Raw genomic sequence first — 24,751 nt, forward strand, 5'->3', positions numbered from 1 at the left:
CCCTAGGCCCCTTCGCGGTTGTGAGAGGATCGCGCCCGGCGCAGCCAACCGAGGAATCCGGTGCGAATCCGGAGCGGTCCCGCCACTGTCACGGCCCCCTGGGCCCGAGCCAGACACTCGGTCTGCACCCGTCACCGTCACCCGCGGCGACGTCATCGACCGGCGAGCGTGGACACTCGCCAGGAGGCAGCCGTGACGGCTCTTGGCCAGCGCACCCCGACCTACCCCTTCACCGCCCTCGTCGGCGCCGACGAGCTGACGACCGCCCTGCTCCTCAGCGCGATCTCCCCGGAGATCGGAGGGGTGCTCGTGCGCGGCGAGAAGGGCACCGCGAAGTCGACCGCCGTCCGCGCCCTCGCGGCCGTCCTGCCCGAGCAGCACGTCGCGCTCGGCTGCCGCTTCGGGTGCGACCCCGACCGCGCCGAGGACTGCCCGGACGGCCCCCACGACGGACCCGGCACGACCCGGCCCGCCCGTCTCGTCGAGCTCCCCGTCGGCGCCACCGAGGACCGCGTCGTCGGCTCGCTGGACCTGCGTCGCGCGCTCGGAGAGGGCGAGGCCGCCTACCAGCCCGGTCTGCTCGCCGAGGCGCACCGCGGGATCCTCTACGTCGACGAGGTCAACCTCCTGCACGACCACCTCGTCGACGTCCTGCTCGACGCCGCCGCGATGGGCCGCAACACCGTCGAGCGCGACGGGGTCTCGATCTCCCACCCCGCCCGGATCACCCTCGTCGGCACGATGAACCCCGAGGAGGGCGAGCTGCGCCCGCAGCTGCTCGACCGCTTCGGGCTCACCGTGCACGTCGCCGCGAGCCGCGACCCCCGTGAGCGGGCCGAGGTCGTGCGTCGCCGGCTCGCCGCCGACGCCGACCCGGTCGGCTTCGCCGCCGGCTACGAGCGCTCCGAGGTCGAGCTCACCGAGCGCATCGCCGCCGCCCGCGCCGGCGTGCGCGAGGTGGTCCTCGACGAGCGGACGCTGCGCACCGTCGCACGGGTGTGCGCCGGCTTCGACGTCGACGGCCTGCGCGCCGACATCGTCACCGCTCGCACGGCGGTCGCCCACGCGGCCTGGCAAGGACGCACGCACGTGACCCGCGAGGACATCCGTGCCGCGGCCCTGCTCGCCCTGCCGCACCGCCGCCGGCGCTCCCCCTTCGACGCGCCCGGTCTCGACGAGGACCTCCTCGACCGGCTCCTCGACGAGGAGCCGGAGGACGACCCGCCCGGCGGCGACGAGCCCGAGGACGGCCCCGACGAGCAGCCCGACGGCGGCCGGCCCGACGACGAGCAGCGCGGCGGCGACGGCCGGACCACCGGCGGGCCGCCCCCCACCCCCGACGGGTCCGACGACACCCCGCCGAGCGGGCGCGCTGACAGCCCTCCGGACCCGAGCGCCGAGGACCACGGAGCGCAGGACTCGGACGACCCCTCCGACGCGCAGGCCGCTCCCCCGGCGGGCGGTGCCGCTGCACCGGTCGGGACCGCGAGCGCCCAGGCGCCCTACCGCGCCCGCCGCCTCGAGCTCGCCGGTGTCGGGTCCGGTCCCTCGGGCCGCCGCTCCCCCGCGCTCACCCCGCGCGGCCGGGTCGTCGGCACGCACCCGGCCGGCCAGGAGCCGGCGGGCGCGCCGGTGCACGTCACCGCCACGTTGCGCGCCTCCGCCGCACGACGGGCCGCCCGCACCGGTCCGGCCCGCGTCACCGGCGACGACCTGCGCCACGCCGTGACCCGCGGGCGCGAGGCCAACCTCGTGCTCCTCGCCGTCGACGCCTCCGGCTCGATGGCCGCCCGACGCCGGATGGGCGAGGTCAAGACGGCCGTGCTCTCGCTGCTCCTCGACGCCTACCAGCGCCGCGACCGGGTGGGTCTGGTGACCTTCCGGGGCGCCCAGGCCGAGGTCGCCCTGCCGCCCACCTCGTCCGTCGACGCCGCCGCCGCGCGGCTCGCGCAGCTGCCCCACGGCGGGCGCACCCCGCTCGCCGAGGGCCTGACCCAGGTCGCCCGGGTCGTCGCCCGCGAGCAGGTCCGCGACCGCCATCAGCGCGCGCTCGTCGTCGTCGTCACCGACGGCCGGGCCACCGCCGGGGCGGACGCCCTCGCCCGCGCCCGGGTCGTCGCCGACGGCTGGTCGCGCGCCGTGCCGACCGCGCAGACCGTCGTCGTCGACTGCGAGTCCGGCCGCTTCCGGATGGGTCTGGCCGCCGACCTCGCCCGGCGCATGGGCGCCGAGCACATCGCGCTCGAGCAGGTCGCCGCGAGCGGCCTCGTCGAGATCGTCACCGACCGCACGGGCACTGCTCGCAACGGCCGGAGCGCCGCCTGATGGCGCAGGGACGCACCCCCGTCACCCCCGCCGACGGCCTGACCACCCGTCAGCGCCGCACCTCGCCCCTCGTCGTCGTCCACGGCGGGTCCGGCAAGGGCAAGTCGACCGCCGCCTTCGGGCTCGCCCTGCGCGGGTGGAACCAGGGCTGGTCGATCGGCGTCTTTCAGTTCGTCAAGTCCGCGAAGTGGCGGATCGGCGAGGAGGAGGCCTTCGCGGCGCTCGGCCGGCTCCACGAGCAGACCGGCGAAGGGGGCCCGGTCGAGTGGCACAAGATGGGCTCGGGGTGGTCGTGGTCGCGCAAGGCGGGATCCGAGGAGGACCACGCCGCCGACGCCCGCGAGGGCTGGGCCGAGATCAAGCGCCGGCTGTCCGAGGAGACGCACACCGTCTACGTCCTCGACGAGTTCACCTACGTCATGAAGTGGGGCTGGGTCGACGTCGACGACGTCGTCGAGACCCTGACGAGCCGCCCGGGCTACCAGCACGTCGTCATCACCGGTCGTGACCCGCACCCGCGCCTGCTCGAGATCGCCGACGTCGCGACCGAGATGACGAAGATCGCCCACCCCTTCGACCGCGGTCAGAAGGGTCAGCGGGGCATCGAGTGGTGAGGTCAGCGCGGGTGCTGAGCGCGGCACGAGAGGTGGCCCTGCCGCGGGTGCTCGTGGCCGCCCCCGCGTCCGGCCACGGCAAGACGACCATCGCCGTCGGCATCATGGCCGCGCTCTCCCGCCGCGGGCTCGTCGTCTCCCCGGCGAAGGTCGGCCCCGACTACATCGACCCGGGCTACCACGCCCTGGCGACCGGCCGCCCCAGCCGCACGCTCGACCCGTGGCTCGTCGGCGAGGAGCGCGTCGCACCACTGCTCGCCCGCGGCGCGACCCACCCGGTCGCCGCGGACGTCGCCGTCCTCGAGGGCGTCATGGGTCTGCTCGACGGGCGCCTGGGCACCGACGGCTTCGCCTCCAGCGCGCACGTCGCGGCCCTCACCCGCACCCCCGTCGTCCTCGTCGTCGACATCAGCTCGACCTCGCGCACCGTCGCCGCCACCGTGCACGGCCTGGCCCGGATCGATCCCGCCCTCGAGGTCGTCGGCGTCGTCCTCAACAAGGCCGGCACCCCGCGCCACGGGGCCGAGGCCCGCCGCGCCGTCGAGGGCGTCGGCGTCCCCGTCTGGGGCGTCCTGCCTCGCGACGCGGCGATGCACGTGCCCTCGCGCCACCTCGGGCTCGTCCCCGCCGCCGAGCGCGGCCGGGCCGCCGCCACCCTCGACCACATCTCCGGCGTCACCGAGGAGCACCTCGACCTCGACGCCCTGCTCGCGGCGGCCGCGAGCGCACCGCCGCTGGAGACGGCCCCGTGGTCGCCCGCCCAGGCCCTCGGCCGCGAGCCCGCGTCCCTGCCCGACGACGCCCCGGTCGTCGCCGTGGCCGGCGGGCGCGCCTTCACCTTCCGCTACCCCGAGACCGTCGAGCTGGTCGAGGCCGCCGGCGCGCGCGTCGTCGAGGTCGACCCCGCCCGCGACACCGTGCTGCCCGAGCGGACGTGCGGCCTCTACCTCGGCGGCGGCTTCCCCGAGGTCCACGCCCGCGCCCTCGCGACGAATCGCGAGCTCGTCGGCCAGATCGGCGCGGCCGTCGCCGCCGGCATGCCCACCGTCGCCGAGTGCGCCGGCATGCTCTACCTCGCCCAGAGCCTCGACGACCACCCGATGATCGGCTCGCTGCCCGCGCGAGCCGCGATGGGGCGCCGGCTCACCCTCGGCTACCGCGAAGGGGTGTCCCTCACCGACTCCGTCATCGGCCCCGCCGGCACGACGGTCACGGGTCACGAGTTCCACCGCACGACGACCGACCCGCCCGCGGGCACCTCCGCCGCGTGGCGGCTCGGCGATCGCGACGAGGGCTTCGCGCTCGACCCGGCCGGCACCGGCCGCGCGACCCTGATCGCCTCCTACCTCCACACCCACTGGGCCGGGTCCCCCGCCGTCGCCTCGAGCTTCGTCGACGCCGTCCGCGAGCACGACCGGACCAGCACGAGGCGCGGGGCGGGAGGGGTCGCCCCGACTCAGGGGCCTTTGGCTCAGGGACCAGCGACTCAAGGGCCGGACCTCCGTGGCGCAGGGGGGGCGCCCCTTGGGGCTTCGCAGTGGTCGGTCGGCTCGGGCGGGAGAGCGCCGGTTGCCGAGAGCGCGGGTCAGCCCCTGAGTCGGGGCATCCCCCCCAGCTCCACTGCGGCCCGGCCCGTCCTGGCCGACCCCTTGCGGCATCACGGAGATGCCGAGGTCGCCGAGGAGCTCGTCGACCTCGCGGTCAACGTGCGGCTCGAGCGGCCACCGGCATGGCTCATGAGCGCACTTGTCGAGGAGCTCGAGGGCGTCGCCGCCTACCCGGACCCGACCGCTGCGCGGGACGCCCTGGCGGCCCGGCACGGGCTGCGACGCGAGCAGGTGCTGCCGACGAGCGGCGGTGCCGAGGCCTTCACGCTGCTCGCCCGGGCGCTGCGCCCGCTCGACGCGGTCGTCGTGCACCCGCAGTTCACCGAGCCCGAGGCGGCGCTGCGCGCTGCCGGGCACGAGGTACGGCGGGTCCTGCTGCGGGCTGATGAGGGCTTCGCGCTGACACCGGACGCGCTCGCCGAGATCGGCGACGCGGACCTCGTCGTCGTCGGCAACCCCACGAACCCGACGGGCGTGCTCCATCCCGCCGACGTGCTGCGCTCGCTGGCGCGGCCCGGGCGGGTGCTGCTCGTCGACGAGGCCTTCGTCGACGCGGTCCCGCACGAGGCCGAGACGCTGCTCACCGGCGACCTCGACGGGGTGCTCGTCGTGCGCTCGCTGACGAAGACCTGGGCCGTGGCCGGGGTGCGCGCCGGGTACGTCGCGGGCGACCCCGAGCTCGTCGCCGCGCTCGCCGCGCACCAGCCGCACTGGTCGGTCGGCTCGCTCGCCCTGCGGGTGATGACCGAGACCGCGACGCCGCGGGCGCTCGCCGAGGCCGGCCGTGCCGCGCAGGAGACGGCGGTCTGGCGTCGTCACCTCCTCGACGGGCTGCACGCCCTGGGCGTGCCGACGGCGGGGGCCGACGCCCCCTTCGTCCTGGCCCAGGTGGGCACCGGCGTGCACGCCGCCCTGCGCGACGCCGGCTGGGCCGTGCGTCGCGGTGACACCTTCCCCGGGCTGGACCCCACCTGGGTGCGGGTCGCCGTGCGCGACCCGCTGACCGTCGACGGCCTGCTGCGCGAGCTGGGCCACCTGCTGCACCGGAGGACCGCATGACGACGACCCCCACGACGACGACCGGACGGGTGCTGCTCGTCGGCGGCGGGCCCGGCGACCCCGGCCTGCTGACGATCGCCGGTCGTGACGCCCTCGCGGTCGCCGACGTCGTCGTCACCGACCGGCTCGCCCCGCTCGCGGCGATCGTCGGGCACGCCCCGCAGGCCGAGGTGATCCACGTCGGCAAGATCCCGCGCGGCGACTTCACCCCGCAGGAGCGGATCAACGAGCTGCTCGTCGAGCACGCCCTGGCGGGGCGGACGGTCGTGCGGCTCAAGGGCGGCGACGGCTACCTCTTCGGCCGCGGCGGCGAGGAGTGGCAGGCCTGCGCCGCCGCCGGGGTGCCGGTCGAGGTCGTGCCGGGCGTGTCCTCCGCCTTCGCCGTCCCGGCCCTCGCCGGGATCCCGGTGACGCACCGCGGGCTCTCGCAGGGGGTCGTCGTCGTCTCGGGGCACGTCGCCCCCGAGGACCCGCGCAGCGAGGTCGACTGGGCGGCGCTCGCGACCTCGCGGCTGACGATCGTCGTCCTCATGGGCGTCGCGACGCTCGGGTCGATCGCCCGGGCGCTCGTGGCGGCCGGCATGCCGGCCGACACCCCCGCGGCGTGCGTCGCCGACGGCGCGAGCCCGGAGCAGCGCAGCGTGCGCGCCCCGCTCTCGGGCATCGCCGCCGCGGCCGACGAAGGAGACTTCGCCCCTCCGGCGATCACCGTCATCGGCGACGTCGTCGCCGCCCTCGACCCGGTCGCACCGGCGGGCCCGTGAGCCTCGACGCCGGGCTGCGGCTGGCCGTCGGGACCTTCACGCGGATCCCCAGCGGCGAGGTCTCGACCTCCCCCGCTGCGGCCCGCTCCGCCCTGCTCCTCGCCCCCCTGGCCGTCGTCCCGCTCGCGGCGCTCGCCGGGCTCGTCGGCGCCGCCGTCGAGATCGGGCTGCCCCCGCTCGTCGCGGCCGGGCTGGTCCTCGGCCTGCTCGCCCACGGGTCGCGCGGCATGCACCTCGACGGGCTCGCCGACACCGTCGACGGGCTCGGCGCGGGGTGGGACCGCGAGCGCGCGCTCGCCGTGATGCGCAGCGGCGACGTCGGGCCGATGGGCGTCGTCGCGCTCGTCGTCGTCCTCCTCGTCCAGGCCGCGTCGGTCGCCCACCTGCTCGCGCACGGCTGGCGCGGCGCGCTCGTCGTCGCCGCGCTCGTCGTCGCCTCGCGCGCGACCTGCGCCCGGATGTGCACGACCGGCACGACCGCGGCACCCGGCTCGAGCCTGGGCCGGGTCTTCGTCGGCACGGTCACCCCGGCCGCGTCCTGGCTGCTCCTCGTCGCCGTCGCCGGCGTCGTCGTCCTCGCCGCGCTCCCCCTGGCAGCGTCGACCGGCGAGCTCCCCGCGGTCCTCGCAGGCGCCGCCCTCGCCGTGCTCGTCGCGAGCCAGCTCGCCGTCGTCCTGCGCGAGCGTGCCGCACGCACCTTCGGCGGGGTCGGCGGCGACGTGCTCGGCGCCGGGGTCGAGGTCGCCCTCACCGCCTCGCTCGTCGTCATGACGGTGGCGTCATGAGCGCCCGCGTGCTCGTCACCGGTGGCGTGCGCTCCGGCAAGTCCCGTCACGCCGAGTCCCTCCTCCGGCCCCCGCACCTCGACGACCGGGCCCCGGTCACCTATCTCGCGTGCGGCCCGCAGCGCGACGACCCCGACTGGGCCGCGCGGGTGCAGGCGCACCGAGATCGCCGGCCGGCCACGTGGACGACGCTCGAGAGCACCGACGCTGCCGCCGCGCTCACCACGGCGACCGGACCGGTGCTCCTCGACTGCCTCGGCACGTGGCTCACGGCCCAGCTCGACGAGATCGACGCGTGGGAGAGCCCGCAGGAGCAGTGGGAGGCCGAGCTCGACGCGCGCGTCGACGTCCTCGACGCGGCCTGGCGCTCGGCCCCGCACGTCGTCGCGGTGACCAACGAGGTCGGCTGGGGCGTCGTCCCGGCCTACCGCTCCGGACGCGTCTTCGCCGACCGGCTCGGCATGCTCGGCCAACGGCTCGCCCGCAGCGCCACCCGCGTCGACCTCGTCGTCCTCGGGCAGGTCCTGACGATCAAGGACGAGCCGTGACGCGGGTCGACCCGGTCGCCCTCGGTCTCGTCCTCGGCTGGGCCGCGGACCAGGTGCTCGGCGACCCGCGGCGCGGGCACCCCGTCGCGATCTTCGGGTCCTGGGCCGGTGCCGTCGAGCGCCGCACCTACCGCGACGCACGGCCCGCCGGGGTCCTCACCGAGGTCGTCGTTCTCGCCCCCGTGCTCGCCCTCGGGGCGGCCGCCGGCCGTCTGCCCGCCCCGGCACGGTGCGCCGCGACGGCGGCCCTCGTCTGGACCGCCCTCGGCGGCACGAGCCTCGGGCGAGAGGGCACCGCCGTGCACGACCTGCTCGTCGGCGACGACCTGCCCGGGGCCCGCACCCGGGTGCGCAACCTCGTCGGGCGCGCGACCCAGGACCTCACCGCCGACGAGGTCGCCCGGGCGGCGCTGGAGTCCGTCGCCGAGAACTCCTCCGACGCCGTCGTCGGCACGCTCGTCTGGGGCGCGCTCCTCGGCCCGGTCGGCGTCGTCCTGCACCGCGGCGCGAACACCCTCGACGCGATGCACGGCCACCGCAGCCCGCGCTACCACCGCTTCGGCTGGGCAGCGGCCCGCGCCGACGACGTCCTGGGCTGGCTCCCCGCGCGGGTGACCGTCCTCGCGACGGCGCTGGCGGCACCCGCGCGGGCGGGGCGGGTCCTCGCCGTCGCGCGGCGCGACGGCCGCGCCCACCCCAGCCCGAACGCCGGTCCGGTCGAGGCGGGCTTCGCGGCCGCGCTCGGCGTGCGCCTCGGCGGGCGCAACATCTACGGCGGCGCCGTCGAGGACCGGGGCGTCCTCGGGTCGGGGCCCCGCCCCACCGCGGCCGACCTGCCCCGCGCGGTGACGCTCGCCCGGCGGGTCGGGGTCGTCGCGCTCGTCCTCGCCGCCGGCGCGCGCCAGGTGCTCAGCGCCCGGAGGTGACCTGCTCGACCCAGCGGGTCGCCTGCTCCGCGTCGACCGCCTCGGTCACCCCGTCCGCCCGCCGCGGGCGGGCGACGACGACGACCGGGACCCCCACCCGGCGGGCGGCCTCGAGCTTGGCCTGCGTGTAGCGACCGCCTGAGTCCTTCGTCAGCAGCACGCCCACCTCGTGGTCGCGCAGGAGCGCCTCCTCGGCGGTGACCTCGAAGGGTCCCCGCGAGCGCAGCACGGTCCAGGTCTGCGGCAGCGGCTCCTCCGGCGGCTCGACGAGCCGCACGAGCACCTCGCGGCGGGCCCACGGGCCGACGTGGTGGTGCAGGGTCTGCCGCCCGGTCGTGACGAAGGGGGTCCCCCCGGCCCGGTCCGCCGCCTCGCGCGCGGCCTCGTGGCTCTCGACCCAGGTCCACGTCGCCGCGTCCGAGTGGTCCGCCCAGCCGGGGCGGGCCAGCCGCAGCAGCGGCAGCCCCACGGCGTCGCAGGCCGCCGCCGCGTGCGCACCCATCGTCGCGGCGAAGGGGTGGGTGGCGTCGACGACCGCGCTCACGTCGTGCTCCCGCAGCCACCGGGCGAGGCCGTCGGCCCCGCCGAAGCCGCCGATCCGCACGGGCCCGACGGGCAGGCGGGGCTGCGAGACCCGGCCGGCGAGCGAGGAGGTGAGGGGCACCCCCTTCGCGTCGAGACGGGCCGCGAGGTCCCTCGCCTCGGCGGTGCCGCCGAGGACGAGCACGTGCGTCATGACGGTCTCAGCCCTCCAGCCATCCGTCGACGACGGCGAGGATCTCGACGAGCTCGTGGACGGTCGCGTCGGGCACGACGTCGACCGCCACCTGCTGGTCGAGCGGGATGTCGCTGTGCGGCACCCAGATGGCGCGCATGCCGAGCTCCTGCGGCCCGAGGACGTCCTCGAAGAGCCGGTCGCCGACGTAGACGGTGCTCGTCGCCTCGACGCCGAGCGCCTGGCACACCGCGGCGAAGGCCCCCTCGTGGGGCTTGGTCACGCCGATCTCGCTGGAGTAGACGTCGGCGTCGAGCAGGTCGAGCACGCCGTCGCGGGCGAAGACGTCGCGGTGGTAGTCGCGGCTCCAGATGGTGTTCGACAGCACGCCGACCTTGAGCCCGCGGGCGCGCAGGCCCTCCCACAGCGGACGGACCTGCGGGTCGGTGATGGTGTGCGGCTCCCAGAAGCGGCGGTAGGCCGCGAGCGCCAGGTGGTGGCGGTCGTGGCGCGGGTCGACCCCGGCCCGGCGCAGCACCTCGTCGAGGCTCGCGCTGCGCTGGTCGCCGCGGGTGCTCAGCCAGGCCTCGTGCTCGACGGCGAGGATGCGCTCGGCGAGCTCGTGGGCCCGGGCGAGATCGGCCTCGGGCACCTGCGCGGAGTCCACGGGGATGCCGTGGACCTCGCGGGCGAAGACCCGCCACTGCTCGCCGAGGTCGATGGCGTGCCAGGGCGTGAGGGTGCCGCCCCAGTCGAAGACGACCGCCCGGACCGGGCCCGGCGCGGGGCGGCTCGGCGCGACCCGCAGCGGCGTCTCCTCACGGCTCACGACGACCGCACCTCCGCGAGGAGCGCGCTCACGGCCTCGTCGACGGGGACCTCGCGCCGGTCGCCGGTGCGCCGGTCCTTGATCTCGACGACGCCGTCGGCCAGGCCCTTGCCGACGACGAGGATCGTCGGCACGCCGATGAGCTCGGCGTCCTTGAACTTCACCCCGGGGCTGACGCGCCCGGCGCGGTCGTCGTAGACGACCTGCAGACCGTGGCGCTCGAGCTCCTCGGACAGCTCGGCGGCCTTGACGAAGATCTCGTCGCTCTTGCCGGCGGCGACGACGTGGACGTCGAAGGGGGCGACGGATCGCGGCCAGACCAGGCCCCGCTCGTCGTGGTTGTCCTCGGCGATGACGCCGACGGCGCGGGTGACCCCGATGCCGTAGGAACCCATGTGGACCGTGACGAGCTTGCCGTTCTCGTCGAGGACCTTCAGGCCGAGCGCCTCGGCGTACTTCTGGCCGAGCTGGAAGATGTGGCCCATCTCGATGCCGCGGGCCAGCGTCAGCGGGCGGCCGTTGGGGCCGAGGTCGCCCTCGCGGATCGCCGCGGCCTGGATCGTCCCGTCGGCGGTGAAGTCGCGCCCGTGCACGAGGTCGATCACGTGCTTGCCGTGCTCGTCGGCGCCGGTCACCCAGGCCGAGCCCACCGCGATCGAGGGGTCGAGGAGGTAGCGGATGCCGCGCTCCTCGCCGAGGGCGGCGGGGCCGATGTACCCCTTCGCCAGGTGCGGGTGCGCCGCGAAGTCCCGCTCCTCGAAGGCCTCGACGGCGGCCGGGGCGACCTTGGCCTCGAGACGCTTCGGGTCGACCTCGCGGTCGCCGGGGACGCCGATGGCGAGCGGCTCGCGGCGGCCGTCGGGGTGCTCCTCGTCGGCGGGGTGCACGAGCATGACGATGACGTTCTTCAGCGTGTCCGCCGCGGTCCACGCGCGCCCGTCGGTGCGCGGGTGGTCCCGGTTGAGCGCGGCGACTAGCGTGTCGATCGTCGGGGTGTCGGGGGTGTCCTCGACGTGGGCGGGGCCGGCGGTCACCTCGACCGGCTCGGCCTGCGGCACGGTGACGGCCTCGACGTTGGCGGCGTAGCCCTCGCCGTCGCGCACGAAGGTGTCCTCGCCGCCCTCGTTGACCGCGAGGAACTCCTCGCTCGCCGAGCCCCCCATCGCGCCGGAGTCGGCGTGCACGACGACGTACTCGAAGCCGAGGCGGTCGAAGATCTTCACGTACGCGTCGCGGTGGGCATCGTAGGACTTGCTCAGACCCGCCTCGTCGACGTCGAAGGAGTAGCTGTCCTTCATGACGAACTCGCGCCCGCGCAGCACGCCGGCGCGCGGCCGGGCCTCGTCGCGGTACTTCGTCTGGATCTGGTAGAGCGAGACGGGCAGGTCCTTGTAGGACGTGTAGAGGTCCTTGACTGCGAGGGTGAACATCTCCTCGTGGGTCGGGCCGAGGAGCATGTCGACGCCCTTGCGGTCCTGGAGGCGGAAGAGGTTGGGCCCGTACTCGGTCCACCGGTTCGTCGCCTCGTAGGGCTCCTTGGGCAGCAGCGCCGGGAAGCTCAGCTCCTGGCCGCCCATCGCGTCCATCTCCTCGCGCACGATGCCCTCGACCTTGCGCAGGACCCGCAGCCCGAGCGGCAGCCAGCTGTAGACGCCGGGCGCGGCGCGACGGACGTAGCCAGCCCGCACGAGCAGCTTGTGCCCCGGCAGCTCGGCGTCCGCCGGGTCCTCGCGGAGGGTGCGGAGGAAGAGGGAGGACATGCGCATGACCACGGTGGTTGGCTCCTGGCAGCTGGGGGGTGGGGCAGACGTGCCCGGGCAGGATATCGGTGGTCGGCGGACCGCCCGTCGAGGCGGGCCGGTGGCGAAGGGGGTGAGCCCGCCCTCGGGCTGCGAGGCTGGGCCGATGAGCACCCAGCAGTCGACAGGCACCGACGAGGGACGCCGACGCCACTACGGCGTCTTCTACGGGATCGACCCCCTGCCCGGGGCGGACGAGCCGGGCGCGCGCCCTCTGCTCGCCGTCCTTGGCAACTGCCAGGCCGAGTCCCTGCGCATCACGACGACGACCACCGCGGACGGCACGAGCCCCGTCGACTCCGTGCGGGTGCCGCCGGTGCACGAGCTCGAGGCGTCGGACATCCCCCACCTGCACCGTCTGCTCCCCCACCTCGACGTCCTCGCCGCGCAGCCGGTCCGCGACGACTACCGAGGGCTGCCGCTCGGCACGAGCCAGGTCCGGGCCCACCTGCGCGACGACGCCCGGCTCGTCGCGCTGCCGGTGCTGCGCGACCCCAGCGCCTACCCCTTCCAGGCGCTCGTGCGCGGCGCGGCCGGAGACCCGCCGGTCGTGCCGTACCACGACCTGCGGACCCTGGCGCAGGCCGCGGGCCTCGCCGGGGGCCCGCGGACCCTCGCGGCTGACGAGCTCGCCGAGGCCTACCGCACGATCGCCCGCGAGGGCCTCGCCGAGCTCGCGCGCCGGCAGTCCGTCTCGGGCACGCTGCGCGCCGACGACGTCGTCGCCGAGACGCTCGGCGAGGGGTGGACGATCAACCACCCGGGCAACACCGTGCTCGTCGCGCTCGGCGAGCGCCTGCGCGAGGCGATCGGGCTGCCCGCCCCGGGCGCGGACCCCGGCCGGGTCCTCCTGCGCTCGGTGCGCACCCCCCTTCGCGAGGACGTCGTCGAGGCCCTCGACCTGCCCCACGAGCCGCGGGCGGACTGGCTCGTCGGTGGCGAGGTCGTCGCCGACGACGAGGTCCGCGAGACCCAGGCGCGCTGGTACGCCGAGCACCCCGAGATGGTGAGCGCCGGCGTCGAGCGGCACGGCGAGCGCCTGCGCCTGCTCGGCTGGCGCTGAGGTCGCGCCCGCTCGCGGGCGGCCGTGCCACGATCGGCGCATGGACGAGCGACCGGTCACCACCCTCGAGCAGCTCACCGATCTGGTCGGCGAGCCCCTCCCCCGGGTCCGCGACAAGGTCCGCACCCACCTCACCGACGTCGACCGCCGGTGGCTGGCCGCCACCCCCTTCGTCGTCGTCGCGACCTCGGCCGCCGACGGGAGCGTCGACGCCTCGCCGAAGGGGGACCCCGCCGGCTCCCTCGTCCACGTCCTCGACGAGCGGACCGTCGCGATCGCCGAGCGACCGGGCAACCGTCGGGTCGACGGCTACCGCAACGTCCTGACCAACCCGCACGTCGGCCTGCTGTGCGTCATCCCCGGTCGCGGCGACACGTTGCGGGTCGGCGGCCGGGCACGTCTCGTCGCGGACGCGCCGTGGTTCGACGACCTCGTCGTGCGCGGTCACCGTCCGGTGCTCGCGCTCGTCGTCGAGGTCGAGGAGGTCTTCCACCACTGCGCGAAGGCCTTCCTGCGCAGCGGGCTGTGGGAGCCGCAGACCTGGCAGCCGGACGTGGTGGAGTCGCGCGCCGAGATCGCGCACGCGCTCGAGCGCCCGGAGGACAGCGTCGAGGAGCTGCGCGAGTACTACGGCGAGAGGTACGCGCAGCAGCTCTACTGACCGGGCGCCGGCCGGCCCGTGACGACCTCGCCCTCCTCGGGCACGCGGGGACCTCCCGGGAGCCGGAAGGCCAGCGGCACGCCCCGCGCGCGCTCCCAGTCGGTGGTGTCGCTGACCTGCAGGTGGACGTGCGGCTCGGTGCTGTTGCCCGAGCTCCCGCACTCGCCGAGGACGTCCCCGGGGCGCACGCGGTCGCCGACGGCGACCCGTGGCGAGCCGTGCCGCAGGTGGGCGAGGACGACGACCGGGCCACCCGGGGCGATCTCGAGGACGACGTGGTTGCCGGCGAGCGCGGCGTGACCCCGGCGGGCGCGCCTCGCCTGGGTGAGGGCGTAGCCGAGCAGGGCGAAGGGGGACCGCCTCGCCTCGTGGTCGGGCTCGCCGTCGTGGACGAGCAGGACCGTGCCGGCGACGGGGGCGAGGATCTCGGCGCCGAAGCCGACGAAGCGTTGCGGGGCCTCGGTGGCGAGCGCGCTGCGCCACGAGCGCGGGGCGCTGCGGCCGTGCTCGTCGACGGCGACGAAGTCGATGGCGTGGCTCGTGCCGTAGAGGGTCGTGCCGTGGCTGGGCACGCGGCGGGCCGGGCTCATCTCGGTGCGCCAGCGCCCGCGGAAGGGCAGGTCGAGGACGACGGGGCCGGTCACGCCGTCCCCGTCCACGTCAGCCCTCGTCGAGCGCGGCGACGAGGGCGGGCAGGGCGGTCGCGGCACCGGCGCGCACGTGGTGGTGGCACAGGTCGGAGACGTCGCTGGGCTGCGGGTTGACCTCGACGACGACGGCGCCCTGGCCGAGGGCCATCGCGGGCAGACCCGCGGCCGGGTAGACCAGGCCGCTCGTGCCGACGACGAGGACGACGTCTCCCCCGTCGAGCCGCTCGACGGCGCCGACCGCTGCGTCCCACGCGTCGCGCGGCATCTCCTCGCCGAACCACACGACCCCGGGTCGGACGTCACCGCCGCACGCGGGGCACGTCGGCGGGTCGAGCCTCTCGACCGGCTCGTCGGGCACGGCGAGCTCGCCCTGCCACGGGGTCGCGCAGTCGCGGCAGCGGAAAGACAGGAGGGACCCGTGGACGTGCGAGAGGACGCGAGAGCCGGCGCGCTCGTGGAGGTCGTCGACGTTCTGCGTGACGACCTCGACGTCGCGCAGGCGGGCGAGGTCGGCGACCGCCCGGTGACCCGCATGGGGCTCGACCCGGCGCAGCAGGGCGGCCCGCCACGCGTACCAGGCCCACACGAAGGGAGGGTCGTCGTCCCAGGCCTCCTGGGTCGCCAGGGAGGAGGGGTCGAAGCGCTCCCAGAGCCCGCTCTGCGCGTCGCGGAAGGTCGGCACGCCGGACTCGGCGCTCATGCCGGCGCCGGAGAGGACGAGGACCCGACGGGCAGCGCGGAGGGCGTCGACGACGGCGGGGTCGGCGGACGAGGTGGGCTCCCCCACGTCGGCGCTCATCGCCGTGGTGCGCTGCGGGCGGCCCGTAGCGCGGCGCGCACGAGCGGGAGCTGGAGGGGCAGCCGGGCCAGGGTGCCGGCGAAGGCGGCCCGGGAGCCGGTCGTGCGGCGGCGACGGGCGCGCCGGCCGTGGTCGAGGCTCATCTGGACGTTGGCGGGCAGGACCGCGACGAGCAGCGCGGCGCTGGCCAGACCGGCGACCCGACGGGTGCGCGGCACGAGCAGGCCTGCGCCGCAGAGGATCTCGAGGACGCCGGAGACGTAGACGAGCTCGCGCCGGTGGCCCCGCAGCGGGGCCGGGACGATCGACTCGAAGACCTGGGGGCGCACGAGGTGCACGACTCCGGAGGTGATGAGCAGACCGGCCAGGCCGGTGGTCGACAGGTCGCGACGGGGCACGGGCTCTCCTAGAGGATCTGGCGCAGGTTGGCGCGCGAGAGGTCGAGCAGCTCGTCGCCGCGGCCGGACATCACGGTGCGCAGGGCGTAGAGGGTGAAGCCCTTGACCTGCTCGGCGGAGATGGCCGGGGGGATCGTCAGCTCCTGGCGCTCGGTGACGACGTCGACGAGGGCGGGTCCGTCGTGGGCGAAGGCCTCGCGCAGCGCGCCCTCGAGGTCCTCGGAGCGCTCGACCCGCCAGCCGCGGATGCCGACCGCCTCGGCGACCTTCGAGAAGTCGGGGTTGTCCAGACCGGTGCCGAAGTCGGGCAGCCCGGCGGCCTTCATCTCGAGCTCGACGAAGTTCAGCGAGCTGTTGTTGAGGACGACGACCTTGATCGGCAGGTCGTGCTGGCGCACGGTGAGCAGCTCGCCCATGAGCATGGCCAGCCCGCCGTCCCCGCTGAGGGTGACGACCTGGCGGTCCGGGTAGGCGCTCTGCGCGCCGATCGCGTGCGGCACGGCGTTGGCCATCGACCCGTGGACGAAGGAGCCGATGACGCGTCGGTCGCCGCGGCAGCTGAGGTAGCGGGCGGCGTAGACGACCGGCGAGCCGACGTCGGGGATGAAGACGGCGTCGTCGGCGGCGATCTCGTCGACGAGCCGGGCGAGGTACTGCGGGTGGATCGCCTGGCGCCGCTTCGAGGGCACGGCGAGGTCGTCGAGCCGCTCGCGGGTGCGGCGGTAGTGCTTCACCGAGTCCTCGAGGTGGTCGCGGTCCTTCGCCCGCGTGAGGAGCGGGAGCAGCTCGCGCACGGTGTCGCGGACGTCGCCGACGAGCCCGACCTCGAGGGGCACGCGCTTGCCGAGCTGCTCGCCGCGGACGTCGACCTGGATGACCTTCGCGTGCTCGGGGAAGAACTGGCGGTAGGGGAAGTCGGTGCCGAGCATGAGGATCGTGTCGGCCCGCTCCATCGCGCGGTAGCCGGAGGCGAAGCCGAGCAGACCGGTGAGACCGACGTCGAAGGGGTTGTCCCCCTCGACGTGCTGCTTCCCGCGCAGGGAGTGCACGACCGGGGCGCCGAGGGTGTCGGCGAGCTGGAGGACCTCGGCCTTCGCTCCCTCCGCACCGACGCCCACGAGCAGGGTCGTGCGGCGGGAGCGGCTCAGCAGGTCGGCCGCCCGCTGCAGCTGCTCGGCGTCGGGGACGACGCGGGCGCGGGCGCGCTCGACGACGGTGACCCGGGTGTCCTGGGCCTCGAGCTGGGCGACGTCGCCGGGGATGACGAGCACGGCGACCCCGCGCTGCTGGATCGCCGCGCGCATCGCGGTCTCGAGCATCCGCGGCATCTGCGAGGCGTCGGAGACCATCTCGCAGTAGACGCTGCACTCCTGGAAGAGGTTCTGCGGGTGCGTCTCCTGGAAGTAACCGCTGCCGATCTCCGAGCTCGGGATCTGCGCCGCGATGGCCAGCACGGGCACCCGCGAGCGCTGGGCGTCGAAGAGTCCGTTGATGAGGTGGAGGTTGCCGGGGCCGCAGCTGCCGAAGCAGACGGAGAGCTCACCGGTGAGCTCGGCGTCGGCCGCGGCGGCGAAGGCCGCCGACTCCTCGTGCCGCACGAGCTGCCAGGCGATGCTGCCGTCCCGGCGCATCGCCTCGGTGAAGCCGTTGAGCGAGTCGCCGGGGACCCCGTACGCACGGGTCACCCCGTTGGCCCTCAGGGTGGCGATGATGGTGTCCGCGATGGTGGCCATGCGGGCTCTCCCTTCGGTCGGACGTGCTGTCCTCGCCACGCTAGACCCCTGCCCGACCCGACCCGGCGGGCGGGGCCCCTCGTAGGGTGAGCGCGACACCACCGAGGACGAGGAGACCCCGTGCGCGCCGTGTACGCCGAGAGCATCACCCCCGACGACCCCCTGGCTGGCCTCGTCGTCGGCGAGCGCCCCGAGCCCGAGGTGCCCGACGGCTGGGCCCGGGTCAGCGTCCGGGCGGCGGCGCTCAACCACCACGACCTGTGGTCGCTGCGCGGGGTCGGTCTCGGGCAGGACAGGCTGCCGATGGTCCTCGGGTGCGACGCCTCGGGCGTCGACGAGGACGGCCGCGAGGTGGTCGTCCACGCGGTGATCTCCGACCCGTCGTGGACCGGGGACGAGACGATGGACCCGCGCCGCTCGTTGCTCAGCGAGCGCCACCAGGGCACCTTCGCCGACACCGTCGTCGTGCCCCGGCGCAACCTCCTGCCCAAGCCGGCCGACCTCACCTTCGAGGAGGCGGCCTGCCTGCCGACCGCGTGGCTCACGGCCTACCGGATGCTCTTCACCCGCGGCGAGCTGCGCCCGGGCCAGAGCGTGCTCGTCCAGGGCGTCGGGGGCGGTGTCGCCACGGCGCTCGTCGTCCTCGGCCACGCGGCGGGGCTGCGGGTGCTCGCCACCTCGCGCGACGAGGCGAAGCGGGCCCGCGCCCTCGAGCTCGGCGCCGACGCGGTCTTCGAGAGCGGCGAGCGTCTGCCGGAGAAGGTCGACGCGGTCATGGAGACGGTGGGCCGCGCGACGTGGAGCCACTCGATCCGCTCCCTTCGCCCCGGCGGGACGCTCGTCGTCTCCGGGACGACGAGCGGGCCGCAGCTCGACGACGCGGAGCTCACCCGGATCTTCTTCCTCCAGCTGCGGGTCGTCGGCTCGACGATGGGCACCCTGCAGGAGCTGCGCGACCTCACCGCCCTGCTCGCCGTGAGCGGGGCACGGCCGGTCATCCACGACGTCGTGCCGGTGGAGCGGGCGCGCGACGCCTTCGCCGAGATGGAGCGCGGCGACATGGTCGGCAAGCTCGTGCTCACCTTCTGAGGGCCGTCGGCTGGTCCCTCAGAAGAGGATCGTCGCGAAGGCCCCGATCCGCTCCATGCCGATGCGCTCGTAGGTGGCGATCGCCGGCGCGTTGTAGTCGTTGACGTAGAGCGTCACCCACGGGGCGTGGTGGGCCAGCGTCATCTCGACGACGCTGGCCATCATCGGGGCCGCGAGGCCCTGGCCGCGCAGGTGCGGGGCGAGCCAGACGCCCTGGATCTGCGCGCAGCCGAGCGCCACCGACCCGACGTCGGCCTTGAAGATCACCGCGCCGTCCTCGACGACGACGTAGGTGCGGTTCTTGCGCAGCAGCGTGCGCAGCGTGTCCGCGTAGTACGTCGAGGAGCCCTGGTAGGGCGGGTAGCCGATCTCCTCCGTGAACATGTGCTCGGCCGCCGGGAGGACGAGGTCGGTCTCCTCGACGAGGCCGGGGCGCACGCGGGGGTCGAGCTCGACGCCCCGGCTCGAGGGGGTGTCGCGCATGCCCATGAGCGGCTGCTGCCCGCGCACCGAGCGGGGCCGCCCGAAGCTCTCGCCGACCTCGTCCCACATGGCCATGACCTCGTCGTGGGGGCCGAGGAAGGACGCGCAGCGTCGGCGCACCTTGCGCACGCGGTCGGCGAAGGCGGCGCGGCTGTCGGCGTGGGTGGACACGGGCACGACGTTGGCGATGGTCCACACCATCGAGGTGAGGGCCTCGTCCTCGAAGTACCCCGAGACGGCCGTGCTGCCGAGCCCGAGCGCGCCGTCGAGGATCCGGCTGGCGACGTAGACGTTGGCCGCGGGGTCCTGGGCGCACAGCTCGAGGGCGGCCTCACGATCATCTGTCGTCAGGAGCCTCACGGGCGAGCGGGTGCGCAGCACGCGCTCAGCGTAGGTCAGCCGACGGTGACGGTGGGGCTGCCCGCGCCGTCCTCCTCGTCGACGGGCTCGCCGATCTCCTCGGCGATGCGCATGGCCTCCTCGATGAGGGTCTCGACGATCTTGCTCTCGGGGACGGTCTTGATGACCTCGCCCTTGACGAAGATCTGGCCCTTCCCGTTGCCGGACGCGACGCCGAGGTCGGCCTCGCGGGCCTCGCCCGGGCCGTTGACGACGCAGCCCATGACGGCGACGCGCAGGGGGACGGTCATCCCCTCGAGCCCGGCGGTCACCTCGTCGGCGAGCTTGTAGACGTCGACCTGGGCACGGCCGCAGCTGGGGCAGGAGACGATCTCGAGCTTGCGCGGGCGCAGGCCGAGGGACTGGAGGATCTGGATGCCGACCTTGACCTCCTCGACCGGCGGGGCCGAGAGGGAGACGCGGATCGTGTCACCGATGCCGCGCGAGAGCAGCGCGCCGAAGGCGGTGGCCGACTTGATCGTGCCCTGGAAGGCGGGACCGGCCTCGGTGACACCGAGGTGCAACGGCCAATCGCCGCGCTCGGCGAGCAGCTCGTAGGCGCGCACCATCGTCACGGGGTCGTTGTGCTTGACCGAGATCTTGAAGTCGTGGAAGTCGTGCTCCTCGAACAGGCCCGCCTCCCACACGGCGGACTCGACGAGCGCCTCGGGGGTGGCCTTGCCGTAGCGCTCGAGCAGGCGCTTGTCGAGGCTGCCGGCGTTGACGCCGATCCGGATCGAGGTGCCGTGGTCCTTCGCGGCCTTGGCGATCTCGCCGACCTGGTCGTCGAACTGGCGGATGTTGCCGGGGTTGACCCGCACCGCCGCGCACCCCGCCTCGATCGCCTGGAAGACGTACTTCGGCTGGAAGTGGATGTCGGCGATGACCGGGATCTGGCTGTGCTGGGCGATCTCGGCGAGCGCGTCGGCGTCGTCCTGGCTCGGGCACGCGACGCGCACGATGTCGCAACCGGCCGCGGTGAGCTCGGCGATCTGCTGGAGGGTGGAGTTGACGTCGGAGGTGAGCGTCGTCGTCATCGACTGCACCGAGATCGGCGACTCGCTGCCGACCCCGACCGACCCGACCTTGATCTGCCGGGTGGGGCGACGGGGGGCGATCACGGGCGCGGGGGCCTTCGGCATGCCGAGGGAGACAGTCATGCCCTCATTATCCCCCTTCGGCTGTGAGTGGTCTGGGCACTCCCCCACCCCGGTGCGAGCTACGGCGCCGTAGCAGGCGGCGAAGGGGGCACCGTCGGGCCTCCTGGGCGGCCCCGACCCCGGCCGCGAGAGAGGGATCCACAGACCGCGAGGTGGGCCCGCCCTCGTCCACAGCTGCACTGATGTCGTCGCGGAGCTCTCTCGGCAGCACCACGGTGCTGTCATGACCTACGACCCCGTGGAGGACCTGCCCGACGAGGTCCACAAGATCCTGGCGCGGCAGGACGGCCTGGTCACCCGGGCACAGCTCACGCTCCACCAGGTGCCGCGAGCACGCACGCGCTGGCGATCCGGCCGACACTGGACGGCGATCCTGCCGAACGTCTTCCTCGTCGACCGCGCACCTGCGACGGAGCGTCAGAGATGCATCGCGGCCCTGCTCTGGGCAGGTCCCCGCGCCTACCTCACCGGCCCGTCGGCGGCTCGGCTTCACGGGCTGTCCGTCACCGAGCCGGCACGCGTGCTCATGCTGACCCCAGAACCGTGCCGGTCCCGCGAGCACGGGTTCGCCACGGTGCGACGGACGACAGTGGCCGACCACGCAGTCGTCGAGCGAGGACCTCTGAGGTACGCCTCCGCAGCCCGGGCTGTCATCGACACCGCCTCCCTCCGCCCCTTCGCCGACGACCGCTCGGCCCTCCTCATCGAGGCGGTCCAGAAGGGCACGACCGACGTCGCCGAGCTCCACGAGTGGCTATGCCGACTACGCACGCGAGATGCGAAACAGCTCTTGGTGCCCCTGCAGCACGCGGCGTCGGGCGCCTGGTCGCTCCCCGAGGCTGAGCTTCTGGACCTCGTCGCGACCTCCGAGATCCTGCCGCTGCCGATGGCCAACCCGGCGCTCACCACCGCGGACCATCGTGCCCTGCTCACGCCCGACGTGTGGTTCGACGACGTCGGACTGGCGGTGATGGTCCACTCGCACCTGCATCACTCGCAAGGGCAGGACTGGGTCGAGACCGTGGAGCGCGACGGTGACCTCACGCGTGTCGGCGTGGTCGTCGCCGGGGTGACGCCGACCGGTCTGCGTCAGGACCCGAGCGGGACCCTGCGACGGCTCGAGGACACCTACGTCGCCGCACAGGGACGCTCCCGGCCTGACGTCGTCGCGATCCCGAAGCTCTCCTGACGCCCGTCGCCTCACCGTCCCGGGCGACCTGACGACCCCGCTACGACGCAGTAGTGGTTGTGATCACGACCACTACTGCGCCGTAGCTCGCACAAGTGGAGGGGTCAGAGAAGCTTGATCGGCTTCACGATGTCGGCGTAGACGAGCAGGACCGTCATGGCGATGAAGGTCAGGGCGACGCCATAGGCCAGGGGCAGGGCCTTCGCGACGTCGACCGGGCCGGGGTCGGGCAGGCCGCGGACGCGGGCCCAGCCCTTCTTCACGCCCTCCCACAGCGCGCCGGCGACGTGGCCGCCGTCGAGCGGGAGGAGCGGGATGAGGTTGAAGGCGAAGAGCATGAGGTTGAGCGAGCCGATGAGGCTGATGATCATCATGAGCTTCTCGACCGGGGTGCCGAACTCGTCCGAGCTCGCCACCTCGCCGGCGACCCGGCCGACGCCGACGACCGACATCGGGCTCTCGGGGTCGCGCTCCTCGCTGCCGAAGGCCGCCTGGTAGACCCCGACGAGCTTCTGCGGGATCTTCGCGACGGCGGAGAAGGTCGTCACGAGCATGTCGCCGAAGAGCGCGGGCACCTCGGTCACGGGCTGCTTGACGCGCACGGGGGTGCCGCTCGCGCCGAGGAAGCCGGCCTGCTCGAGGACGGGCTCCCCCTTCGCGTCCTCGACGACCCGGCCGTCGTCGCCGATCTTCGGCTGGTCGAGGACGATCGGGGTCGCGGTGACGGTCTCGTCGCGCCCCCCGCGGTCGACGGCGATGCGCATCTCGCGGTCGCCGTTGGCGCGGATCTGCGCGCGCACCTCGTCCCACGTCGTCACGGCCTGGCCGTTGATCGCCGTGATCGTGTCGCCGGGGCGCAGGCCCGCCTCGTTGGCCGGGGCCGTGGGCATGTCGGGCGTGCACTCCTGCGCGGTGCTCTGCCCGGCCTTGGTGAGGTCGACGCACTCGCTGACGGAGGAGAGCCTCGGCGAGGTCTGCACCGTGCCGTAGAGGGTGAAGATGCCGCCGAAGATGACGAAGGCGATGAGGAGGTTCATCATCGGCCCGCCGAGCATGACGGTGATCTTCTTCGGCACGGACAGCTTGTAGAAGAGCCGGTCCTCGTCGCCGGGTCGCACCTCCTCGAAGGACTGCGCGCGCGCCTCGTCGGCGAGCTGGCTGAAGCGGCCCGTGCTCGACGTGCGGATCGTGCCCGGCTCGTCACCCGCGCGCGGCGGGAACATGCCGATCATCCGGATGTAGCCGCCCAGCGGGATCGCCTTGACGCCGTACTCGGTCTCTCCGCGCCGTCGCGAGAAGACCGTCGGGCCGAAGCCGACCATGTACTGCGGGACACGGACGCCGAAGCGCTTGGCGGGCACGAGGTGCCCGATCTCGTGCAGCGCGATCGACAGCGCGATGCCCACGAAGACGAGCACGACCCCTGCGAGGAAGAGCATGGTCGTAATCGTCTCATCCCCTCACGACAGCCGCAGCGACCCCGCGCGCCCAGCGGTCCGCGGCGAGCACCCCGTCGAGGCTGTGGGCGTCGAAGTCGTCCCCGTCGTGACGCCCGACGACCTCGGCGACGGTGTCGACGATCCCGACGAAGGGCAGCGCCCCGTCGTGGAAGGCGTCGACCGCCACCTCGTTGGCTGCGTTGTAGACGGCCGGGTAGGTGCCGCCGGCGGTCCCGACCTGGCGGGCGAGCTCCACCGCGGGGAAGGCGACGTCGTCGATCGGCGCGAAGTCCCAGCTCTGCACCTGGGTCCAGTCGCACGGCTCGTCGACGTCGGGCAGGCGCTCCGGCCACGACAGACCGAGCGCGATCGGCACGAGCATCCGCGGCGGGCCCATCTGCGCGATCGTCGACCCGTCGTGGAACTCGACCATCGAGTGGATCTGCTGCTGCGGGTGCACGACGGTGGCGATCCGCTCGAAGGGGATGTCGAAGAGCAGGTGGGCCTCGATGACCTCGAGCCCCTTGTTGACCAGGGTCGCCGAGTTCGTCGTGATGACGCGGCCCATGGCGAAGTTGGGGTGGGCCAGTGCCTCCTGCGGCGTCACCTCGGCGAGCTGCTCGCGGGTGCGACCGCGGAAGGGACCGCCGCTCGCGGTGACGACGAGGCGCCGCACCTCCGACGACCGCCCGCCGCGCAGGCACTGCGCGATGGCCGAGTGCTCGGAGTCGACAGGGACGACCTGGTCGGGCCCGGCGAGGTCGCGCACGAGCGGGCCGCCGATGATGAGCGACTCCTTGTTCGCCAGCGCGAGCGTCGTGCCCGCCCGCAGGGCGGCGAGCGTCGGCCGCAGCCCGATCGCGCCGGTGATGCCGTTGAGCACGACGTCGGCCTCGCGCCCGGCGACCTCGGTCGCGGCGTCCTCGCCGACGAGCACCTCCGGGTCGTACCCGGTGACGCCCGCGGCGTCCGCGGCGGACCGCACGGCGTCCCGCAGGTCCTCCGTCGACCCCGTCGCTGCCGCGACGAGCGGCGCGCGGTGCGCGACGGCCTGCTCGGCGAGCAGACCGACGTTGGACCCGCCCGCCAGCGCCCCGACCTCGAAGCGCTCGGCGTTCGCGGAGATGACGTCGAGCCCCTGGGTGCCGATGGAGCCCGTCGACCCCAGGAGGGTGACGCGGGTGCGGGTCATGCCGCACCCCCTTCGCCACGCGAGGTGCGTATCTCGTCACGCCGGGCCAGCCGGTGGCGTCGTCTGATCTCCGCCTCGCGGAAGCGGCGGTGCTCCTCCTCGGTCTCGACGCTCAGCTCGGGCACCGGACGGGTCTGCCCGTCGGCGTCGACGGCGACCATGACGAGGTAGGCCGAGGCGACGTGCACGCGCGGCGCGACGCTGTCCCAGCGGTCGGCCTCGGCGCGCACGCCGACCTCCATCGAGCTGCGTCCGGCCCAGTTGATCTGGGCGCTCACGTGCAGGACGTCCCCGACCCGCACCGGGGTGAGGAAGGTCATCTCGTCCATCCCGGCGGTCACCGCTGGCCCCTGCGCGAAGCGGTTGGCGACGACGCCGGCGCAGTCGTCGACCATCTTCATGATGTTGCCGCCGTGGATCGTGCCGAGGAGGTTGGCCTCCGTCGCGTTCATCACGTGGCTGAGGGTGACCTGGGTGGAGGTGGGGGTCGTCACGTCCCCATGATCCCCCACCGCGCCGGCCCGC

23 protein-coding genes and 1 riboswitch are annotated in these 24,751 nt (G+C 74.6%); of the genes, 11 read left to right on the forward strand and 12 right to left on the reverse strand.

The features are described from left to right. Nucleotides 1-9: 9 nt before the first annotated feature. A riboswitch (cobalamin riboswitch) is annotated at nt 10-140 on the forward strand. A gap of 28 nt (nt 141-168) precedes the next feature. The 7 genes from LIV55_RS03230 to LIV55_RS03260 are packed head-to-tail and all read left to right on the forward strand — an operon-like array spanning nt 169 to nt 8,628. Beyond that, entirely contained in the window at nt 169-2,325 is a 2,157-nt protein-coding gene (locus LIV55_RS03230) for a VWA domain-containing protein (RefSeq protein ID WP_229299160.1), read from the forward strand. Next, nucleotides 2,325-2,939 (forward strand): cob(I)yrinic acid a,c-diamide adenosyltransferase, encoded by a 615-nt coding sequence (gene cobO / locus LIV55_RS03235; RefSeq protein WP_068274825.1) that lies wholly within the window; start codon nt 2,325-2,327, stop codon nt 2,937-2,939. Before LIV55_RS03230 ends, cobO begins: the two co-directional genes overlap by 1 nt. Nucleotides 2,940-2,950: 11 nt before the next feature. Beyond that, the gene (locus LIV55_RS03240; RefSeq protein WP_229299161.1) at nt 2,951-5,605 is read left to right on the forward strand and encodes a cobyrinic acid a,c-diamide synthase CobB; all 2,655 of its coding nucleotides are present in this window, start codon (nt 2,951-2,953) and stop codon (nt 5,603-5,605) included. After that, entirely contained in the window at nt 5,602-6,369 is a 768-nt protein-coding gene (cobA, locus tag LIV55_RS03245; RefSeq protein WP_308012866.1) for a uroporphyrinogen-III C-methyltransferase, read from the forward strand. Before LIV55_RS03240 ends, cobA begins: the two co-directional genes overlap by 4 nt. Next, on the forward strand, nt 6,366-7,154 hold the full coding sequence (locus tag LIV55_RS03250; protein WP_229299162.1) for an adenosylcobinamide-GDP ribazoletransferase: 789 nt from the start codon (nt 6,366-6,368) through the stop codon (nt 7,152-7,154). The genes cobA and LIV55_RS03250 overlap by 4 nt, the downstream gene beginning before the upstream one ends. Further along, nucleotides 7,151-7,702, forward strand: a complete 552-nt coding sequence (locus tag LIV55_RS03255) for a bifunctional adenosylcobinamide kinase/adenosylcobinamide-phosphate guanylyltransferase (RefSeq protein ID WP_229299163.1) — start codon at nt 7,151-7,153, stop codon at nt 7,700-7,702. Before LIV55_RS03250 ends, LIV55_RS03255 begins: the two co-directional genes overlap by 4 nt. Next, nucleotides 7,699-8,628, forward strand: a complete 930-nt coding sequence (locus tag LIV55_RS03260; protein ID WP_229299164.1) for a CobD/CbiB family cobalamin biosynthesis protein — start codon at nt 7,699-7,701, stop codon at nt 8,626-8,628. Before LIV55_RS03255 ends, LIV55_RS03260 begins: the two co-directional genes overlap by 4 nt. Here LIV55_RS03260 and LIV55_RS03265 read toward each other — a convergent pair. From LIV55_RS03265 to LIV55_RS03275, 3 genes are read right to left on the reverse strand one after another with little or no spacing between them, the layout of a single operon-like run. Continuing rightward, nucleotides 8,612-9,364: a cobalt-precorrin-6A reductase gene (locus LIV55_RS03265; protein WP_229299165.1), complete on the reverse strand. Its 753-nt coding sequence runs from the start codon at nt 9,362-9,364 to the stop codon at nt 8,612-8,614. The genes LIV55_RS03260 and LIV55_RS03265 overlap by 17 nt on opposite strands. A 7-nt stretch (nt 9,365-9,371) precedes the next feature. Then, the gene (locus tag LIV55_RS03270) at nt 9,372-10,172 is read right to left on the reverse strand and encodes an HAD family hydrolase (protein WP_229299166.1); all 801 of its coding nucleotides are present in this window, start codon (nt 10,170-10,172) and stop codon (nt 9,372-9,374) included. Then, nucleotides 10,169-11,938: a proline--tRNA ligase gene (locus LIV55_RS03275; RefSeq protein ID WP_229299167.1), complete on the reverse strand. Its 1,770-nt coding sequence runs from the start codon at nt 11,936-11,938 to the stop codon at nt 10,169-10,171. The genes LIV55_RS03270 and LIV55_RS03275 overlap by 4 nt, the downstream gene beginning before the upstream one ends. A 139-nt stretch (nt 11,939-12,077) precedes the next feature. On the opposite strand from LIV55_RS03275, the gene LIV55_RS03280 reads away from it, so the two are divergent. Both LIV55_RS03280 and LIV55_RS03285 read left to right on the forward strand, forming a co-directional pair. Next, nucleotides 12,078-13,034: a WcbI family polysaccharide biosynthesis putative acetyltransferase gene (locus LIV55_RS03280; RefSeq protein ID WP_229299168.1), complete on the forward strand. Its 957-nt coding sequence runs from the start codon at nt 12,078-12,080 to the stop codon at nt 13,032-13,034. Between the two features lie 40 nt (nt 13,035-13,074). After that, on the forward strand, nt 13,075-13,695 hold the full coding sequence (locus LIV55_RS03285; protein WP_123092786.1) for a pyridoxamine 5'-phosphate oxidase family protein: 621 nt from the start codon (nt 13,075-13,077) through the stop codon (nt 13,693-13,695). On the opposite strand, the gene LIV55_RS03290 is transcribed toward LIV55_RS03285, so the two are convergent. The 4 genes from LIV55_RS03290 to poxB are packed head-to-tail and all read right to left on the reverse strand — an operon-like array spanning nt 13,689 to nt 17,275. Then, nucleotides 13,689-14,339 (reverse strand): peptidoglycan DD-metalloendopeptidase family protein, encoded by a 651-nt coding sequence (locus tag LIV55_RS03290; protein ID WP_229299169.1) that lies wholly within the window; start codon nt 14,337-14,339, stop codon nt 13,689-13,691. The genes LIV55_RS03285 and LIV55_RS03290 overlap by 7 nt on opposite strands. A gap of 16 nt (nt 14,340-14,355) precedes the next feature. Beyond that, the gene (locus tag LIV55_RS03295) at nt 14,356-15,144 is read right to left on the reverse strand and encodes an SIR2 family NAD-dependent protein deacylase (RefSeq protein WP_123092785.1); all 789 of its coding nucleotides are present in this window, start codon (nt 15,142-15,144) and stop codon (nt 14,356-14,358) included. Then, nucleotides 15,141-15,542, reverse strand: a complete 402-nt coding sequence (locus LIV55_RS03300; protein WP_123092784.1) for a DoxX family protein — start codon at nt 15,540-15,542, stop codon at nt 15,141-15,143. Before LIV55_RS03300 ends, LIV55_RS03295 begins: the two co-directional genes overlap by 4 nt. Nucleotides 15,543-15,550: 8 nt before the next feature. Next, a complete protein-coding gene (poxB, locus tag LIV55_RS03305) occupies nt 15,551-17,275 on the reverse strand; it encodes a ubiquinone-dependent pyruvate dehydrogenase (protein WP_229299170.1) in 1,725 nt (574 codons plus the stop codon). 120 nt (nt 17,276-17,395) lie between these two features. Between poxB and LIV55_RS03310 the strand changes: the two genes are divergently transcribed. Beyond that, on the forward strand, nt 17,396-18,364 hold the full coding sequence (locus tag LIV55_RS03310) for a zinc-binding dehydrogenase (protein ID WP_229299171.1): 969 nt from the start codon (nt 17,396-17,398) through the stop codon (nt 18,362-18,364). A gap of 18 nt (nt 18,365-18,382) precedes the next feature. Here LIV55_RS03310 and LIV55_RS03315 read toward each other — a convergent pair whose 3' ends face one another. Then, entirely contained in the window at nt 18,383-19,228 is an 846-nt protein-coding gene (locus LIV55_RS03315) for a GNAT family N-acetyltransferase (protein WP_123092782.1), read from the reverse strand. A 14-nt stretch (nt 19,229-19,242) separates the two neighbouring features. Next, nucleotides 19,243-20,406, reverse strand: a complete 1,164-nt coding sequence (gene ispG, locus LIV55_RS03320) for a flavodoxin-dependent (E)-4-hydroxy-3-methylbut-2-enyl-diphosphate synthase (protein WP_123092781.1) — start codon at nt 20,404-20,406, stop codon at nt 19,243-19,245. A 223-nt stretch (nt 20,407-20,629) separates the two neighbouring features. On the opposite strand from ispG, the gene LIV55_RS03325 reads away from it, so the two are divergent. Continuing rightward, complete coding sequence (locus LIV55_RS03325; RefSeq protein ID WP_229299172.1) at nt 20,630-21,595, forward strand: hypothetical protein; 966 nt, start codon at nt 20,630-20,632, stop codon at nt 21,593-21,595. 104 nt (nt 21,596-21,699) lie between these two features. On the opposite strand, the gene LIV55_RS03330 is transcribed toward LIV55_RS03325, so the two are convergent. Genes LIV55_RS03330 through LIV55_RS03340 form a run of 3 tightly spaced genes read right to left on the reverse strand, consistent with a single transcriptional unit; the run spans nt 21,700 to nt 24,720 of the window. After that, nucleotides 21,700-23,034 (reverse strand): M50 family metallopeptidase, encoded by a 1,335-nt coding sequence (locus LIV55_RS03330; protein WP_229299173.1) that lies wholly within the window; start codon nt 23,032-23,034, stop codon nt 21,700-21,702. 13 nt (nt 23,035-23,047) lie between these two features. Continuing rightward, nucleotides 23,048-24,226 (reverse strand): 1-deoxy-D-xylulose-5-phosphate reductoisomerase, encoded by a 1,179-nt coding sequence (gene dxr / locus LIV55_RS03335; protein ID WP_229299174.1) that lies wholly within the window; start codon nt 24,224-24,226, stop codon nt 23,048-23,050. Beyond that, entirely contained in the window at nt 24,223-24,720 is a 498-nt protein-coding gene (locus LIV55_RS03340) for an acyl-CoA thioesterase (protein ID WP_229299175.1), read from the reverse strand. The genes dxr and LIV55_RS03340 overlap by 4 nt, the downstream gene beginning before the upstream one ends. Between the last annotated feature and the right edge of the window lie 31 nt (nt 24,721-24,751).

Origin of the sequence: Janibacter melonis (genome assembly GCF_020567375.1) — a bacterium.
Classification (GTDB): Bacteria; Actinomycetota; Actinomycetes; order Actinomycetales; family Dermatophilaceae; genus Marihabitans; species Marihabitans melonis.

Coding starts and splice junctions, on each gene's coding strand:
- LIV55_RS03325 (WP_229299172.1), top strand. CDS start 20,630: ATGACCTACGACCCCGTGGAGGACCTGCCCGACGAGGTCCACAAGATC.
- LIV55_RS03265 (WP_229299165.1), bottom strand. CDS start 9,364: ATGACGCACGTGCTCGTCCTCGGCGGCACCGCCGAGGCGAGGGACCTC.
- ispG (WP_123092781.1), bottom strand. CDS start 20,406: ATGACTGTCTCCCTCGGCATGCCGAAGGCCCCCGCGCCCGTGATCGCC.
- LIV55_RS03330 (WP_229299173.1), bottom strand. CDS start 23,034: ATGCTCTTCCTCGCAGGGGTCGTGCTCGTCTTCGTGGGCATCGCGCTG.
- LIV55_RS03255 (WP_229299163.1), top strand. CDS start 7,151: ATGAGCGCCCGCGTGCTCGTCACCGGTGGCGTGCGCTCCGGCAAGTCC.
- LIV55_RS03275 (WP_229299167.1), bottom strand. CDS start 11,938: ATGCGCATGTCCTCCCTCTTCCTCCGCACCCTCCGCGAGGACCCGGCG.
- dxr (WP_229299174.1), bottom strand. CDS start 24,226: ATGACCCGCACCCGCGTCACCCTCCTGGGGTCGACGGGCTCCATCGGC.
- LIV55_RS03285 (WP_123092786.1), top strand. CDS start 13,075: ATGGACGAGCGACCGGTCACCACCCTCGAGCAGCTCACCGATCTGGTC.
- LIV55_RS03295 (WP_123092785.1), bottom strand. CDS start 15,144: ATGAGCGCCGACGTGGGGGAGCCCACCTCGTCCGCCGACCCCGCCGTC.
- poxB (WP_229299170.1), bottom strand. CDS start 17,275: ATGGCCACCATCGCGGACACCATCATCGCCACCCTGAGGGCCAACGGG.
- cobO (WP_068274825.1), top strand. CDS start 2,325: ATGGCGCAGGGACGCACCCCCGTCACCCCCGCCGACGGCCTGACCACC.
- cobA (WP_308012866.1), top strand. CDS start 5,602: ATGACGACGACCCCCACGACGACGACCGGACGGGTGCTGCTCGTCGGC.
- LIV55_RS03280 (WP_229299168.1), top strand. CDS start 12,078: ATGAGCACCCAGCAGTCGACAGGCACCGACGAGGGACGCCGACGCCAC.